The organism is Streptomyces sp. CT34, from assembly GCF_000805335.1.
Lineage (GTDB): Bacteria > Actinomycetota > Actinomycetes > Streptomycetales > Streptomycetaceae > Streptomyces.
Genome location: NZ_KN708638.1, coordinates 5,248,202 through 5,263,539, shown reverse-complemented (window position 1 = coordinate 5,263,539; position 15,338 = coordinate 5,248,202). Strand labels below are relative to the sequence as shown.

The following is a 15,338-nucleotide window of genomic DNA, read 5'->3' as shown; positions in this document are numbered from 1 at the left end:
ATGCTACGTCGGGCATCACACGTTGAACCGAAACTCCACCACGTCCCCGTCCTGCATCACGTAGTCCTTGCCCTCCATGCGGGCCTTGCCGGCGGCGCGGGCCTCGGTTACGGAGCCGGTTTCGACGAGGTCGGCGAAGGAGATGACCTCGGCCTTGATGAAGCCCTTCTGGAAGTCGGTGTGGATGACACCGGCGGCTTCGGGGGCGGTGGCGCCCTTCTTGATGGTCCAGGCGCGGGTTTCCTTGGGGCCGGCGGTCAGGTAGGTCTGCAGGCCGAGGGTGTTGAAGCCGACGTGGGCGAGGGTGGCCAGGCCGGGCTCGTCCTGGCCGACGGACTGGAGGAGTTCGAGGGCCTCGTCCTCGTCGAGCTCGGCGAGGTCGGCCTCCAGCTTGGCGTTGAGGAAGATGGCCTCGGCGGGGGCGACCAGGGCGCGCTGCTCGTTCTTGAAGTCCTCGTCGCAGAGCTCGTCCTCGTCGACGTTGAAGACGTAGAGGAAGGGCTTGGTGGTGAGGAGGTGGAGGTCGTGCAGCAGCTCGGTCTTCTCCGTGCCCTGGACGTAGCCGGCGGCGAAGAGGGTGCGGCCCTCCTCCAGGATGGCCTTGGCCTCCTCGACGGCCTTGACCTTCGGGGCGACGTCCTTCTTGATGCGCGACTCCTTCTGGAGGCGCGGCAGCACCTTCTCGATGGTCTGGAGGTCGGCGAGGATCAGCTCGGTGTTGATGGTCTCGATGTCGTCCTTGGGCGAGACCTTGCCGTCGACGTGGACCACGTTCTCGTCCTTGAAGGCGCGGATGACCTGGCAGATCGCGTCGGACTCGCGGATGTTCGCGAGGAACTTGTTGCCCAGGCCCTCGCCCTCGGAGGCGCCGCGGACGATGCCCGCGATGTCGACGAAGTCGACGGTGGCGGGGAGGATCTTCTGGGAGGAGAAGATCTCCGCGAGCTTGGCCAGCCGGGGGTCGGGGACGCCGACCACGCCGACGTTCGGCTCGATGGTGGCGAACGGGTAGTTGGCCGCCAGCACGTCGTTCTTGGTCAGGGCGTTGAACATGGTCGACTTGCCGACATTCGGCAGACCGACGATTCCGATCGTGAGCGACACGGTGGCGACTTCCCGGAGCGTGGAGGTGGGTGACGGGTGGCCGGTTCCCGGGGCCCGGCCGGTCGGGACCGAGCGGGCCGGGGCGGCCGATCCACCAGTCTACTGGGCCCGGCCCACCGGGCCCGTGGGACGGGGCACGCCCTCCGGTGGGAGTACACGGCATCGAACGAAGCCCCCAAGACAGGTCAAAGTGCGTGTCCTGTGACCTATTAATCCCACTTAGCTGCCTACCGTTGGCGAGTGGAGCAACACGAAGCGCACACGCCCCAGTACAGCCCCCCGCTGAGCGGCGGTCCGGGCACGGGCCAGGATGCCCGGCTCCCGCGCCCTGCCGAGGCGGTGGTCCCCGATCCCGACGACGACTTCCTCTCCGCGATGCGGGCCTCCGGGTATGCGTCCGTACCCGCGGGCACCACGGTCACGGCCCGCGGTTACGCGCCGATTCCCGGCGAGTACCGCACCCCGGCCCGCCCGTCGCCGATGCCGGAGCCGGTGGGCCCGTCCACCACGGACGGCGACGAGACCGCGACCGTCTACCAGGCCCGGCCGCAGCGGCCCGCCCCCGCCCCGGTGACCGGTCTGCTGGGCCGGATGCCGGCCGCCAAGCTCACCGGACTCGGCTGCGGACTGCTGGCCACGGTGACGCTGCTGGCGTTCGCCTACCTGGACCAGCTGCTGTTCCAGGGGGCGCAGCCCGCCTACGGGATGTTCTTCCTGCTGGTGAGCGTGTGCGCGGGAGTGTGGGTGCGGCCGTTCGACCTGATCGCCGCGCCGGTGGCGCTGCCGATCGCGTTCACGGTCGGCGCGCTGCCGATCCAGCACGGCCCGGCGGGGTTCCCGGGGCTGCTGATGGGCCTCTTCACCGTCCTCGCGCTGAACGCGGGCTGGCTCTACGGGGGCACGCTGGCCTGCGGGCTGGTGGTGCTCGTACGCAAGGCGCGGCTCAGCGCCCGGCGTCGGGCCAGCCGACCGGCGACGCGACAGCGGACCGGGCGACGGCCGGACGGCCGGCGGCAGGACGAGCCGGCGCCGCGGACCCGGCCGGGGAAGCGTCCCTCGCAGGTGGCCCGGCAGCCCGAGCGGCATGCGCCGCCATCGCGGCACCCACAATCCCCGCGTTGTTCTGAAGCTGCGCCGGCACGATCTCGGCCCTGATCCCCTCGATCAGCGGCAGGAACTTCTCCGCCTTGCGGCTCACCCCGCCGCCGATCACGAACAGCCCGGGCGAGAACAGCGCCTCCACGTGCGCGAGGTACTTCTGGACCCGGTGCGCCCACTGCTGCCAGCTCAGCTCCTCGTCCTCCCTGGCCTTGCCGGAGGCGCGCTTCTCGGCGTCGTGGCCGCGGAGTTCCAGGTGGCCGAGTTCGGTGTTGGGGACCAGGCGGCCGTCGGTGAAGACGGCGCTGCCGATGCCGGTGCCGAACGTGAGGACGATGACCGTGCCGCCGCGCCCGCGGCCGGCGCCGAACCGCATCTCGGCCAGGCCCGCCGCGTCCGCGTCGTTGAGGAGGGTGACCGGGCTGCCGCCGGCCTCGCCGCCGAGCCGCTCGGAGAGCAGCGCGGCGGCGTCCGTGTCGATCCAGCCCTTGTCGACATTGGCGGCCGTCCGGGTCGTGCCGCCGGTGACCACACCGGGGAAGGTCGCGCCGACCGGGCCCGACCAGCCGAAGTGGTCCACGACCTGCTTCACGCAGTCCGCGACCCGGTCGGGGGTGGCCGGATGCGGGGTCAGGACCTTGTAGCGCTCGTCCGCCAGCTCGCCGCGTTCCAGATCCACCGGGGCGCCTTTGATGCCCGTTCCGCCGATGTCCACACCGAAGACCCTCATGGGAAAAGGCTAGGCGCGGAGCGGGCGGACCGCCCCCGGGATGGCCGAAGCGGCCGGCGGTCAGTCCTCGGCCGCCGCCCTGGCCTCGGCGCGCAGGTCGCGGCGGAGCTCCTTGGGGAGCGAGAAGGCGATGGACTCCTCGGCGGCGGTGACGGTCTCGACGTCGTCGAAGCCGCGGGCGGCGAGCCATTCGAGGACGCCCTCGACCAGGATCTCCGGGACCGAGGCGCCGGAGGTGACACCGACCGTCCGCACGCCCTCGAGCCAGCTCTCGTCGATCTCCTCGGCGTGGTCGACCAGGTGGGCGTCGCGGGCGCCGGCGCCGAGCGCGACCTCGACCAGGCGGACCGAGTTCGAGGAGTTCTTGGAGCCGACGACGACGACCAGGTCGGCCTCGGCGCCCATCTGCTTGACCGCGATCTGGCGGTTCTGGGTGGCATAGCAGATGTCGTCGCTGGGCGGCGAGAGGAGGTTGGGGAAGCGGCCCTTGAGGGCGTCGACGGTCTCCATGGTCTCGTCGACGGAGAGCGTGGTCTGGGAGAGCCAGACGACCTTGTCGGGGTCGCGGACCTCGACGCCTGCGACGTCCTCGGGGCCGTCGACCAGGGTGATGTGCTCGGGCGCCTCGCCGCTCGTCCCGATGACCTCTTCGTGGCCCTCGTGGCCGATCAGGAGGATGTCGTAGTCCTCCTTGGCGAACCGGACGGCTTCCTTGTGGACCTTGGTGACCAGCGGGCAGGTCGCGTCGATGGTGGCGAGCTTGCCGCGCTGTGCCTCTTCGTGGACGACGGGGGCGACACCGTGCGCGGAGAAGATGACGATGTTGCCCTCGGGCACCTCCTCCGTCTCGTCGACGAAGATGGCGCCCTTCTTCTCCAGGGTCTTGACGACGTACTTGTTGTGGACGATCTCGTGGCGTACGTAGACGGGCGCGCCGTACTGCTCCAGGGCCTTCTCGACGGCGATCACGGCGCGGTCCACGCCCGCGCAGTATCCGCGGGGCGCGGCGAGGAGGACCTTGCGGCTGTGCTGCGGGCTGGGTGCGGTCATGCGTCCCATCGTAAGGGCCGTGCCCGGGGGCGGTTGATCGCGTGGTTGCGCAGACTGGCGAAGTGCGTACGAAGGAGGCGGGATGGCGGACACGGCCGGCGTGACCGCGGACGACGGGGCGCCCGGCGGGGCCGGATCGCTGCGGCGGACGCTGTCGTTCCGGGACCTGGTGGTCTACGGGCTGTTGTTCATCGCCCCGATGGCGCCGGTCGGGATCTTCGGCACCCTTCAGGCCACCTCGCACGGTGCGATCACATCGGTCTACGTGGTCGCGACGGTCGCGATGGCGTTCACGGCGTATTCGTACGCCCAGATGGTGCGGGTCGCCCCGAAGGCCGGGTCGGTCTACGCGTACGCGCGGGTCGGCCTGGGTGAGGGCGCGGGGTTCGTCGCCGGGTGGATGGCGATGCTGGACTACCTGCTGATCCCGGCGGTGGCGTATCTGTTCTCCGGGATCGCGCTGCACGCGCTGGTGCCGCAGGTGCACCAGTGGGTGTGGACGGCGGTCGCGGTGGTGGTCACGACCCTGCTGAACCTGTCCGGGGTGCGGACCGCGGCGGTCGTCGGGTTCGCGGTGCTGGCGCTGGAGATCGCGGCGCTGGTGGTGTTCGTGGTGGCGGCGGTGTGGGCACTGGCGGCGCACGGGGCGCGGCGCGGCTGGTCGGTGCCGCTGACCGGGGAGGGCGGCTTCTCGCCGGACGCGGTGCTGGCGGCGGTGTCGGTGGCGGTGCTGTCGTATCTGGGCTTCGATGCGATCGCGTCGTTCGCCGAGGAGGCGTCCGGGGGTTCGCGGCGGGTGGCGCGGGCCGTGGTGACGTGCCTGGTGGTGGCCGGGGTGCTGTTCGCCGTGCAGACGTATCTGGCGGCGCTGCTGGCCCCGATGAGCGCCGCCGAGCTGGCCGCGCGACCGGCGGAGCAGGGGGCCGCCTTCTATACGACGGTGGACTCCGCGGTGGGCGGCCGGCTGCATGACCTGGTGGCGGTGAGCAAGGCGGTCGGGGCGGCGTTCGCGGCGCTGGCCGGGCAGGCCGCGGCCGGCCGGCTGCTGTTCGCGATGGCCCGGGACCGGCGGCTGCCGGGGGCGATGGCCACGGTGGACGCGGGCAGTGGGGTGCCGCGCCGGGCGCTGCTGGGGGCGGCGCTGGTGACGCTGGTGGCGGCGGTCTGGGCGGCCACCCGGGACGACGGGCCGGCCCGGCTGTCGTCGATCGTGAACGTCGGCGCGCTGACCGCGTTCGCGCTGCTGCACGCGTCGGTGATCGGGTGGTTCGGGATCCGCCGGCGGGCCGGGGTGCCGGGCGTGCTGCGGCACGTGGTGGTGCCGCTGGCGGGGCTGGCGGTGGTGATCGCGGTGCTCGTCGCGGCGTCGCGGACCGCGCAGCTGGTGGGCGGGGTGTGGCTGGCGGTCGGACTCGGGGTGCTGGCGATGCAGTACGCGCGCCGGCCGCGGGTGGGCCCGGCGCGGAACTGACACCGGCGTCCGCGGCCGGGCAGGCCGGTCCCGCTGCGCCGCCGGACCGACACTGTCGGTGGCCGCCGCTACTCTCGCTCGTATGGCTGTCTCTACGTCTCCGGAAGCGCCGATCCCGGTCGGCGAGGTGTCCCGGCTCATCGGCGGGTGGATCGACCGGCTCGGCGCGGTGTGGGTCGAGGGGCAGATCACCCAGCTCTCCCGGCGCCCGGGCGCGGGCGTGGTGTTCCTGACGCTGCGCGATCCGTCGTACGACATCTCGGTGAGCGTGACGTGCTACCGCCAGGTCTTCGACAAGGTCTCCGAGGTGGTGAGCGAGGGCGCCCGGGTGGTGGTGCACGCCAAGCCGGAGTGGTACGCGCCGCGCGGCCAGCTGTCGCTGCGGGCTGCCGAGATCCGGCCGGTCGGGGTCGGTGAACTCCTGGCGCGGCTGGAGCAGTTGAAGAAGACGCTGGCGGCCGAGGGGCTGTTCGCGGCGGACCGCAAGCGGCCGCTGCCGTTCCTGCCGCAGCTGATCGGTCTGGTCTGCGGCCGGGCCAGCGCCGCCGAGCGCGATGTGCTGGAGAACGCCCGGCACCGCTGGCCGGCCGTCCGCTTCGAGGTGCGCAACGTGCCGGTGCAGGGGGTGCACGCGGTGCCCGGGGTGATCGCGGCGGTGCAGGAGCTGGACGCACTGCCCGAGGTGGACGTGATCATCGTGGCGCGCGGCGGCGGCAGCGTGGAGGATCTGCTGCCGTTCTCCGACGAGCAGCTGGTGCGGGCGGTCGGCGCGGCCCGTACGCCGGTGGTCTCCGCGATCGGCCATGAACCGGACAGCCCGCTGCTCGACCTGGTCGCCGATCTGCGCGCCTCGACGCCCACGGACGCGGCGAAGAAGGTGGTGCCGGACGTCGGCGAGGAACTGGCCCGGGTCGAGCAGCTGCGGGAGCGGGCCCGGCGCGCGCTCGGCGGCTTCCTGGACCGCGAGACGCGGGGGCTCACGGCCACCCTGCACCGCCCGTCGATACAGCACCCGCACCGGATGGTGGCGGACCGCGAGGAGCAGGTCACCGCCCTGCTGGAGCGCGGCCGGCGGACGCTGGGGCATCTGCTGGACCGCGCCGACTCCGAGCTGGTGCACACCCTGGCGCGGGTGGTCGCGCTCTCCCCCAAGGCGACGCTGGAGCGCGGCTATGCGGTGCTCCAGAAGCCGGACGGGGCGGCGGTGCGCTCGCCTCAAGAGGTGGGCGAGGACGAGGAGTTGCGCGCCAGGGTGGCCGAGGGCGAGTTCCGGGTGCGGGTGGCCGGCGTCCCGGACGCCGCGCCGTGACCGCCGTCCCCGGGCTCCGGCACAGGCAGAACAGCCACATGCGCACTCAACAGACACATACGCACTCACAGGGTGGGAGATTGGGAGATATGGCAAAGACGGATGACGCGGTGGCGGCCCCGGCCGGGGTGGCGCCGGTGGACTCCACGCTCGGCTACGAGCAGGCGCGCGACGAGCTGATCGAGGTCGTCCGCCGCCTGGAGGCCGGCGGCACGACGCTGGAGGAGTCGCTCGCCCTCTGGGAGCGCGGCGAGGAGCTGGCGAAGGTCTGCCGCCGCTGGCTGGACGGCGCGCGGGCCCGTCTGGACGCGGCACTGGCAGAGCCGTCGGAGGCGGAGGCCGGGGGCGACGAGGACGACGAGGGCACGGCCGGCTGACGGAGCGGCGGGCGCCGCGGCGTCGGAGGCAGCGGCGGTAGAGACCGCGGCGCTGGAGTCAGTGACGCTGGAGACAGTGACGCTGGAGGCCGCAGCCCTGGAGGCAGTGGCGCTGGAGCTGCGCTGGAGACAGCACCCTTCCGGAGTCCGAAAGATCACCGCCGTCCCGTGAATCCACTCACAGTTGCCAGCCGTTAGTTGAACCTTAATCTATCGGCGCTACAGTGGTTTCCCGTGGACGCCGCAGTCGCCACAGATCCGTAGCCCACCCGACCTCCGAGGTGCTCCCATGTCTCTCGCCCTTGACGCCGCCGCTCAGGACCTGCTGTTCCGCGAGGCCCAGACCGCCAACACGTTCACGGACGAGCCGGTGACGGACGAGCAGGTCCAGGCCATCTACGACCTGGTGAAGTTCGCCCCGACCGCCTTCAACCAGTCGCCGCTGCGGATCACCATGGTCCGTTCCGAGTACGCCCGTAAGCGCCTGGTCGAGCACGCCATGGGGGCCAACGGCCCGAAGACGCTGGCCGCGCCGCTGACCGTGATCCTCTCCGTGGACCTGGACTTCCACGAGAGGCTTCCGCAGCTCTTCCCGCACGCCCCGGGCATCAAGGACACCTTCTTCTCCGAGGCCGCCGTCCGCGAGGCCGCCGGCACCCAGAACGCCACCCTCCAGGCCGGCTACTTCATCCTCGGCATCCGCGCCGCCGGCCTGGCCGCCGGCCCGATGACCGGCTTCGACTTCACCGCCATCGACAAGGAGTTCTTCGGCGACGGCAAGCAGAAGTCCTTCCTGGTCATCAACATCGGCAAGCCGGGCACCGACGCCTTCTTCCCGCGCTCGCCGCGGCTGGCCTTCGACGAGGCCGTCGCCACCGTCTGATCCGCTCCGCGGCGGACGCCGGTGGATGGTACGACGAGGCCGCCGCCCCCCCCCCGGGTGCGGCGGCCTCGTCGTACCTCCACTGCCGGGGCTCGTGCACCCGGCCCTCGGCTCCGTCTCCGTCAGCCCTTCTTCGCCACCAGGGCCGCGGCCAGCTCCGCGAGCCGTCCGTAGGGGGCGGTGCCGGTGACGACCGTGGTCACCCCGGGCTCCTCATGGACCAGCGCCTTGTACGTGTCGCCCTGGTAGCGGTCCCACTTCTTGCCGCCGACGGCCTGCTCGCCCTCGGCCTTCGTGGCGCCCAGCGTGACGTCCTGGATGAACTTCTTCGGGGCGGCGTCGCTCTGCTCGATGGCCGCGTACTCCTGTTCCGGGTCCAGCATGCCCAGGTGCCAGGCCCCGCCCTTGCCGTCCTCGCTCGCCTTGTACGAGACGGAGGTGGCCCGCCAGCTCGGCGGCAGGCCCTCGGGAGCGGCGACCGGGTACGGTGCCGCGCGCCGGGCCGTGGTGATCTCGACGCGGTAGTCGACCGTCTTGACCGCGTTCTTCTCGGCGCCCGCGCTGTCGTCGTGCGGAATGAAGAAATAGATCGCCCCGACCAGGACGCCGATCACCGCCAGTGACAGGACCATGTCCTGCACCCTTTGCCTGCCTCGCATACCAGCCACGTCCCTATCGTCCCCCATGACCGCCGGGACCCGGACACGCCCCCCTGGGACGCCACTCACCTGCGCAGACGGTCCGCCGGCCGGCCCCGCCGCGACCTGGCCGAGGGCTTGCTCATGCGAAGCCCCCTCTGCTCATTTTCGCGGCCTACCGATAAAGTCGTGCTCACCCTCGTCAATCCGGCCGTCGCCGTACAGAAAGGTGCGCTCGATGACCGAGCATCATCTCCCGTCCCAACTCGAAGTCAGCCCGGAGGCGCCGGACCGCAACCTCGCCCTGGAACTGGTACGGGTGACCGAGGCCGGTGCCATGGCATCGGGCCGCTGGGTGGGCCGTGGTGACAAGAACGGCGCGGACGGCGCTGCGGTGCGGGCCATGCGCGCCCTGATCCACACCGTCTCGATGGACGGCGTCGTGGTCATCGGGGAGGGCGAGAAGGACAACGCCCCGATGCTCTACAACGGCGAGCGGGTCGGCGACGGCACCGGCCCCGAGTGCGATGTGGCCGTGGACCCGGTGGACGGCACGACGCTGACCGCCAAGGGCATGGCCAACGCGGTGTCCGTGATGGCGGTCGCCGAGCGCGGCTCGATGTTCGACCCGTCCGCGGTCTTCTACATGGACAAGCTGGCGACCGGCCCGGAGGCGGCGGAGTTCGTCGACATCACGGCCCCGGTGGCGGTGAACATCAAGCGGATCGCCAAGGCGAAGAAGTCCGCGGTCGAGGACGTCACCGTCGTCATCCTGGACCGGCCGCGCCACGAGAGCCTGGTCAAGGAGGTCCGGGAGGCCGGCGCCCGGATCAAGTTCATCTCCGACGGCGATGTCGCCGGCGCCATCATGGCGGCCCGCGAGGGCACCGGCGTCGACCTGCTGCTGGGCATCGGCGGTACGCCCGAAGGCATCATCGCGGCCTGTGCGCTGAAGTGCCTGGGCGGCACCTTCCAGGGCAAGCTGTGGCCCAAGAACGACGAGGAGCGCCGGCGCGCCCTCGACGCCGGCCACGACCTGGACAAGGTCCTCCAGATCGACGACCTGGTCCGCGGCGACAACGTCTTCTTCGTCGCCACCGGCATCACCGACGGCGAGCTGCTGCGCGGCGTCCGCTACCGCGCCGAGACGGCCTACACCCAGTCCCTGGTCATGCGCTCCAAGTCGGGCACCATCCGGCAGATCGACTCCCAGCACCGGCTCTCCAAGCTGCGCGCGTACAGCTCGGTCGACTTCGAGCGCCCGAGCTGAGGCCGGCTCCCGCGACGGCTCCGCCCTGACCGCGCCCGGCACCGGCGCACCGCTCAACGGCACGCCGCGCACAGACACTTCGCCCCCGTCGGAGACTCTCCGGCGGGGGCGAAACGGTCCATACGGCCCGACGGTCCGGCGGTCAGCCGGCGGCGGGCATATGGGCGGCGCGCTGGAGCTCCGCCTCACGGCGCCGGCGCCGGGTCAGCACCACCCGGCGCTCGGCCGCGGTCAGACCGCCCCAGACGCCGTACGGTTCCGGCTGGAGCAGCGCGTGCTCCCGGCACTCGACCATCACGGGGCAGCGGGCACAGACCCGCTTCGCGGCTTCCTCCCTTGCCAGCCGTGCGGCGGTCGGCTCCTTGGACGGGGCGAAGAACAGCCCGGCTTCGTCCCGGCGGCACACCGCCTCCGAATGCCAGGGGCCGGCCTCGTCGCGAGCGGGCACCCGCGGGGACGGTACGACAGCGGCATCCTGCAGGGGCTGATGCGGTAGCAGCACGGTCTACTCCTGACGACGGCTTCGGCGAGAGAAATCACCCTTGCCCGTCTCGCTGCGCACGGCCTTTTTCGCACCCCGCAGCCGTACGAGAGACGATGCACCAGCCCTACCCGCTGTACGCACGCTTATGCACACCGTGGCGATCGGGAGCGCGGGGCGCGGCGGGCGGCGCCCCCGTCAACGGGCCGGGTCGCCGCCCGTCAGCCGCCGTACCGCCGGCGGAACCGTCATCGGTCCTCCTGCCGACCGGCCCGTCGGGCCGCGCCGCCGGTCCGGTCAGCCGCGGTGGCGGTCGCGCCGTTCGTCCCGCCGCTCCCGGCGCTCGGCCCGCCGCCGGTCCATCAGCTCGTGCCGCTCCGTCCGCAGGCGGTCCATCCGCTCGTGCCGCTCGGCGCGCAGCCGGTCGAGCCGCTCGTGGCGCTCCCGGCGCTGGTCGCGCAGCCGGTCGTGCAGATCGTGGATCCAGGCGCCGCGCTTCGGCCTGGCCTCCACACTGCCCAGCAGCGCGAAGCCGTTGACGTGCACGACCGGGGCGTCGGGGTCCACCGCGTCGTTCGTCTCGGCCTCGAAGCTGCCCAGGATGCCCGAGCCGCTGCTGCGCAGCGTGATGTTCTCCGGGACCCGGATCTCGACACTGCCGAAGACGGAGGTGACGTTGATCTGGATCTGCTGCTGGGGGAAGACCGCCTCGGTCAGATCGATCTCCACGCTCCCGAAGACCGCGACCGCGTTGATCCGCGCCGGGACCCGCCAGCGGCCCTTGCGGGCGGCGGCGCTGAAGATCGCGACGAGGCTCTGGTCGGGAAGGTGGCCGGTCTGCACGGCGTCGTACGCCGGGCCGGGCTGCCGGCCGTTGTCGCCCGCCACGGGCAAGTCCCTTACGACGGGCTCCAGTTCGCCGATGGTCTTGGCGCGGTAGACCGCGTCGATCCGCTCGGCGTGCTCCTCGGCGTCCAGCCGGCCCTCGGCGAGCGCCTCGCGCAGGATCTCGGCGATCCGGTCGCGGTCGGCGTCCGAGGCGCGCAGGTCCGCCTCGGCGACCGGTTTGCCCTGCGGCCGGGCGGCGTCCTTGGTCAGCCGCACCCGCTGCTCCTCGTGCCTCTGCTGCTTCTGAAGCGTTCCGGGCGGGGTCTCGGGGCCCGGTCGTCCCCCGTTGTCTGAAGCGTCCACGGCAACAGCGTACCGAAACGCGATAGATCGCGACTAGGGAACTCACGACCTGTACCCACTGAGCCTTACCTCACAGCGGGCCCCGCCGGCCGGGGTTCTACGCTGTTCTGGCGCTGCCGTAGACGTCAGCCACACCCCTCCGAGTAAGGAATCACCCTCAAATGCCTGCCTCCTCCCACCCGGCCCGCCCGGCATTTGCCTACACCGACCTGCTCCCCACCGGGGAGGACGCCACCCCCTACCGCCTGGTCACCTCGGAGGGTGTGAGCACCTTCGAGGCCGACGGCCGGACGTTCCTCAAGGTCGAGCCGGAGGCGCTGCGCGAGCTTGCGGCCGAGGCGATGCACGACATCGCGCACTACCTGCGCCCGGCCCACCTCGCCCAGCTCCGCAGGATCCTCGACGACCCCGAGGCATCGGCCAACGACCGGTTCGTCGCCCTCGACCTCCTCAAGAACGCCAACATCGCCGCCGCGGGCGTGCTGCCCATGTGCCAGGACACCGGCACCGCGATCGTCATGGGCAAGCGCGGCCAGAACGTGCTGACCGGGGGCGGCGACGAGGAGGCGCTCTCCCGGGGCATCCACGACGCGTACACCCGGCTGAACCTGCGCTACTCCCAGATGGCCCCGCTGACCATGTGGGAGGAGAAGAACACCGGCACCAACCTGCCGGCACAGATCGAGCTGTACGCGACCGACGGCGGCGCGTACAAGTTCCTGTTCATGGCCAAGGGCGGCGGCTCGGCCAACAAGTCGTTCCTCTTCCAGGAGACCAAGGCCGTCCTCAACGAGGCGTCCATGATGAAGTTCCTGGAGCAGAAGATCCGTTCGCTCGGCACCGCCGCCTGCCCGCCGTACCACCTCGCGATCGTCGTCGGCGGCACGTCCGCCGAGTACGCCCTCAAGACCGCCAAGTACGCCTCCGCGCACTACCTGGACGAGCTGCCCACCTCGGGCTCCGCCACCGGCCACGGCTTCCGCGACACGGACCTGGAGCAGAAGGTCTTCGAACTCACCCAGAAGATCGGCATCGGCGCCCAGTTCGGCGGCAAGTACTTCTGCCACGACGTCCGCGTCGTCCGGCTGCCGCGCCACGGCGCGTCCTGCCCGGTCGCCATCGCGGTCTCCTGCTCCGCCGACCGCCAGGCCGTCGCGAAGATCACCGCCGAGGGCGTCTTCCTGGAGCAGCTGGAGACCGACCCGGCGCGCTTCCTCCCGGAGACCAGCGACGAGGAGCTGACCGAGGGCGCCGGCGCTGACCTGGACGCGGTCGCCGTCGACCTGAACCGCCCCATGGACGACATCCTCGCCGAGCTGACCAAGCACCCGGTCAAGACCCGGCTCTCGCTCACCGGCACCCTGGTCGTCGCCCGCGACATCGCCCACGCCAAGATCAAGGAGCGCCTGGACGCCGGCGAGGGCATGCCGCAGTACCTCAAGGACCACCCCGTCTACTACGCCGGCCCGGCCAAGACCCCCGAGGGCTACGCCTCCGGCTCCTTCGGCCCGACCACCGCGGGCCGGATGGACGCCTACGTCGAGCAGTTCCAGGCCGCCGGCGGCTCCAAGATCATGCTCGCCAAGGGCAACCGCTCCCAGCAGGTCACCGACGCCTGCGCCGCGCACGGCGGCTTCTACCTCGGCTCCATCGGCGGCCCGGCGGCCCGCCTCGCCCAGGACTGCATCAAGAAGGTCGAGGTCCTCGAATACGAAGAACTCGGCATGGAAGCCGTCTGGAAAATCGAGGTGGAGGACTTCCCCGCCTTCATCGTCGTCGACGACAAGGGCAACGACTTCTTCCAGGACCCGGCCCCGGCCCCGACGTTCACCAGCATTCCGGTACGCCGGGAGGCGTAGGGCTCATCCCTTACAGGCTTACCTCCTGTTCTGTCCGTTTACGGCCATCATCCGCGGGTGTGCGGGTGATGGCCGTTGACGTTTCACCGACTCCGCAGGCGGGCGCGATTTTCAGCCAACTTTCAACGCCGTTAACAAGTTGACAATGAGATCGCCAGGCGAAATACACACCTGTTATTCTTGCCGCCCATGCCGTCAGACACGCCACGACGAGGGGGAATACACGCCTGTGTCCAGTTCGGGGGAATTCACGGTCGATGTCGAGGAGCTGAGCTCCCTCTCGACGCGCCTGGAGCTCTGCACCGAGTCTATGAAAAAGGCCAGCAGCGACTTGCGGAGTGCAACGTTCAGCGATCTCGGTAGTAGTCCGATCGACAGAGCGGGGGCCGACTTCAAGAATTCATGGGAATACGGCATTTCGCAGATCGCAGAGATCACCGATGCCATTCACCAAGGGATGCAAACCACCGCGCGCGCATACAACGAGACCGACAGTGCCATTCATCAGGCTCTCGCCAAAGGTCACGACCAGAGCGGAGGACCGGCCGCCGCCGACGCGCAGGCCAGCCCGTTCGGTTAGCGAAAAAATCACCCATTGACACAGCATGGCGGGGGGGACATGTATAACCTCGGTGAGCGGATTTGGGGATACTCCGACGGAGATCCGTACGAGGACAACGGTCAATTCTCTGGGCTGCGGTTCAATCCAGCACCCGGGGTGCTTCAGGCAATCGAAGATCTTGTCGGGGACCTGGATCGCGCTCACAAGAACATCGAGAGCGCCTCGGAGACCCTCCAAGGCATCAACAAAGGCATCAGCTGGAGCGGCGCGGCCTCAGACGGGTTCCGTGCCAAGATCCAACCCCTTCCGAAGCTGCTGGACACCGCAGGAAAGAGCTTCGAGCACGCCCGCCACGCCTTGGACGCGTGGCAGTCACACCTGACCGCTATGCAAGCTGCGGCGAACTCGTACGAGAGTGACGCCAAGACGGCCCGCAAGCGCGCGGAGCGCGCCGACAACAATCCGGACCTGGAGATCTTCGGCGGTCTGGGGCCCTCGGTCATGAGTGATGCCGAATTCGAATCCGCCAAGGAACGCTACGACCAAGCCGTCAACGAGCAGAACTACGCACGCGATCAGCTCTCGGTCATCGTCGAGGCCGCGAAAAAAATCCGTTCACAGCACGAGGAACTGGCTGCGAACACTGCGTCAGCGCTGTCGGAAGCCGCCAAAGAAGCTCCGGAAGGGCCGGGATTCTTCGACGATCTACTGAGGGGCTTCAAAGATCTGGCGAAAGCCATCGGAGACTTCGAACAGCTACTCGGGCGCTGGGTCAAGGAACATGCCAACGCGATTGCCGCCATTGGCGATGTGCTCTCAACCGTCAGCACCATCACCGGATTAGTCGGATTCTGCTTTCCGCCGGCAGAGGAGGTCATGGCACCCGTTTCCGGCCTCAGTTCGCTGGCCGCGCTTGCGCTTCATAAGACAGCACAGAGCGTCGCCGGCAAAGACGTCGTCAGCGACAGGACGTTGCTGGAGGACGAACTAGGGGTAGCCTCGTTCGGTCTGAGCAATGCCGCCAAAGTAGCGGGGAAAGTCAGCGGAGCCATCCTGGAGTCGAAGGTCGATGAGCTCGGCAAGGCCGCCGGGTGGGGGTCGACCGGCAAGACTCTCGTGGACTGGAAGCACGACCTGACAAGCCTCGGCTACTTCCTTCCCAGCAACAAGGGCGAAGCCATTGCAGTGGGTGGATCCATGCTGCTGGGCGGCCCGATGGCGCCCATGGTCAATCTGGGAATCGCGTTCAAACACGCCTGGGAAAAGGGCAGCGAGAAAGACGCGGACGCGTCACAGCACGCGCCCGGATGAGAGG

General features: G+C 70.3%; 14 protein-coding genes and 1 pseudogene. 9 read left to right on the top strand and 6 right to left on the bottom strand.

What is annotated here, in order from left to right; translation table 11 throughout:
- Positions 1-15 precede the first annotated feature (15 nt).
- Positions 16-1,104, bottom strand: a complete 1,089-nt coding sequence (gene ychF, locus RZ84_RS23080; RefSeq protein ID WP_043265896.1) for a redox-regulated ATPase YchF — start codon at positions 1,102-1,104, stop codon at positions 16-18.
- 375 nt (positions 1,105-1,479) lie between these two features.
- Here ychF and RZ84_RS42510 point away from each other — a divergent pair.
- A pseudogene (locus RZ84_RS42510) lies at positions 1,480-2,034 on the top strand (DUF6542 domain-containing protein); the annotation flags it as partial.
- A gap of 13 nt (positions 2,035-2,047) precedes the next feature.
- Here RZ84_RS42510 and ppgK read toward each other — a convergent pair.
- A complete protein-coding gene (gene ppgK, locus RZ84_RS23075; protein ID WP_043265895.1) occupies positions 2,048-2,932 on the bottom strand; it encodes a polyphosphate--glucose phosphotransferase in 885 nt (294 codons plus the stop codon).
- A gap of 60 nt (positions 2,933-2,992) precedes the next feature.
- Positions 2,993-3,982: a 4-hydroxy-3-methylbut-2-enyl diphosphate reductase gene (locus RZ84_RS23070; protein ID WP_043265894.1), complete on the bottom strand. Its 990-nt coding sequence runs from the start codon at positions 3,980-3,982 to the stop codon at positions 2,993-2,995.
- 82 nt (positions 3,983-4,064) lie between these two features.
- On the opposite strand from RZ84_RS23070, the gene RZ84_RS23065 reads away from it, so the two are divergent.
- From RZ84_RS23065 to RZ84_RS23050, 4 genes are all read left to right on the top strand, one after another.
- Positions 4,065-5,453, top strand: coding sequence for an APC family permease (locus RZ84_RS23065; RefSeq protein ID WP_043265893.1), 1,389 nt, complete (start codon positions 4,065-4,067; stop codon positions 5,451-5,453).
- A gap of 82 nt (positions 5,454-5,535) precedes the next feature.
- Positions 5,536-6,762, top strand: coding sequence for an exodeoxyribonuclease VII large subunit (gene xseA / locus RZ84_RS23060; RefSeq protein ID WP_043265892.1), 1,227 nt, complete (start codon positions 5,536-5,538; stop codon positions 6,760-6,762).
- Between the two features lie 89 nt (positions 6,763-6,851).
- Complete coding sequence (locus tag RZ84_RS23055) at positions 6,852-7,139, top strand: exodeoxyribonuclease VII small subunit (RefSeq protein WP_052230110.1); 288 nt, start codon at positions 6,852-6,854, stop codon at positions 7,137-7,139.
- Between the two features lie 289 nt (positions 7,140-7,428).
- Positions 7,429-8,022: a malonic semialdehyde reductase gene (locus tag RZ84_RS23050; protein WP_043265891.1), complete on the top strand. Its 594-nt coding sequence runs from the start codon at positions 7,429-7,431 to the stop codon at positions 8,020-8,022.
- Between the two features lie 122 nt (positions 8,023-8,144).
- Here RZ84_RS23050 and RZ84_RS23045 read toward each other — a convergent pair whose 3' ends face one another.
- Entirely contained in the window at positions 8,145-8,681 is a 537-nt protein-coding gene (locus RZ84_RS23045; protein ID WP_043265890.1) for a DUF4245 domain-containing protein, read from the bottom strand.
- A gap of 217 nt (positions 8,682-8,898) precedes the next feature.
- Between RZ84_RS23045 and glpX the strand changes: the two genes are divergently transcribed.
- A complete protein-coding gene (gene glpX, locus RZ84_RS23040; RefSeq protein ID WP_043265889.1) occupies positions 8,899-9,930 on the top strand; it encodes a class II fructose-bisphosphatase in 1,032 nt (343 codons plus the stop codon).
- 142 nt (positions 9,931-10,072) lie between these two features.
- Here the strand turns inward: glpX and RZ84_RS23035 are convergent, their stop codons facing one another.
- Complete coding sequence (locus RZ84_RS23035) at positions 10,073-10,432, bottom strand: WhiB family transcriptional regulator (RefSeq protein ID WP_033266155.1); 360 nt, start codon at positions 10,430-10,432, stop codon at positions 10,073-10,075.
- Positions 10,433-10,708: 276 nt separating this feature from the next.
- Positions 10,709-11,602, bottom strand: coding sequence for a DUF1707 SHOCT-like domain-containing protein (locus RZ84_RS23030; RefSeq protein ID WP_347232777.1), 894 nt, complete (start codon positions 11,600-11,602; stop codon positions 10,709-10,711).
- A gap of 161 nt (positions 11,603-11,763) precedes the next feature.
- Here RZ84_RS23030 and RZ84_RS23025 point away from each other — a divergent pair, with 161 nt between their 5' ends.
- The 3 genes from RZ84_RS23025 (at position 11,764) to RZ84_RS23015 (ending at position 15,334) form a co-directional block, all read left to right on the top strand.
- On the top strand, positions 11,764-13,461 hold the full coding sequence (locus tag RZ84_RS23025; protein ID WP_043265887.1) for a fumarate hydratase: 1,698 nt from the start codon (positions 11,764-11,766) through the stop codon (positions 13,459-13,461).
- A gap of 229 nt (positions 13,462-13,690) precedes the next feature.
- The gene (locus RZ84_RS23020; protein ID WP_043265886.1) at positions 13,691-14,041 is read left to right on the top strand and encodes a hypothetical protein; all 351 of its coding nucleotides are present in this window, start codon (positions 13,691-13,693) and stop codon (positions 14,039-14,041) included.
- A gap of 39 nt (positions 14,042-14,080) precedes the next feature.
- On the top strand, positions 14,081-15,334 hold the full coding sequence (locus RZ84_RS23015) for a putative T7SS-secreted protein (RefSeq protein ID WP_157878883.1): 1,254 nt from the start codon (positions 14,081-14,083) through the stop codon (positions 15,332-15,334).
- The last annotated feature ends 4 nt before the right edge of the window (positions 15,335-15,338 follow it).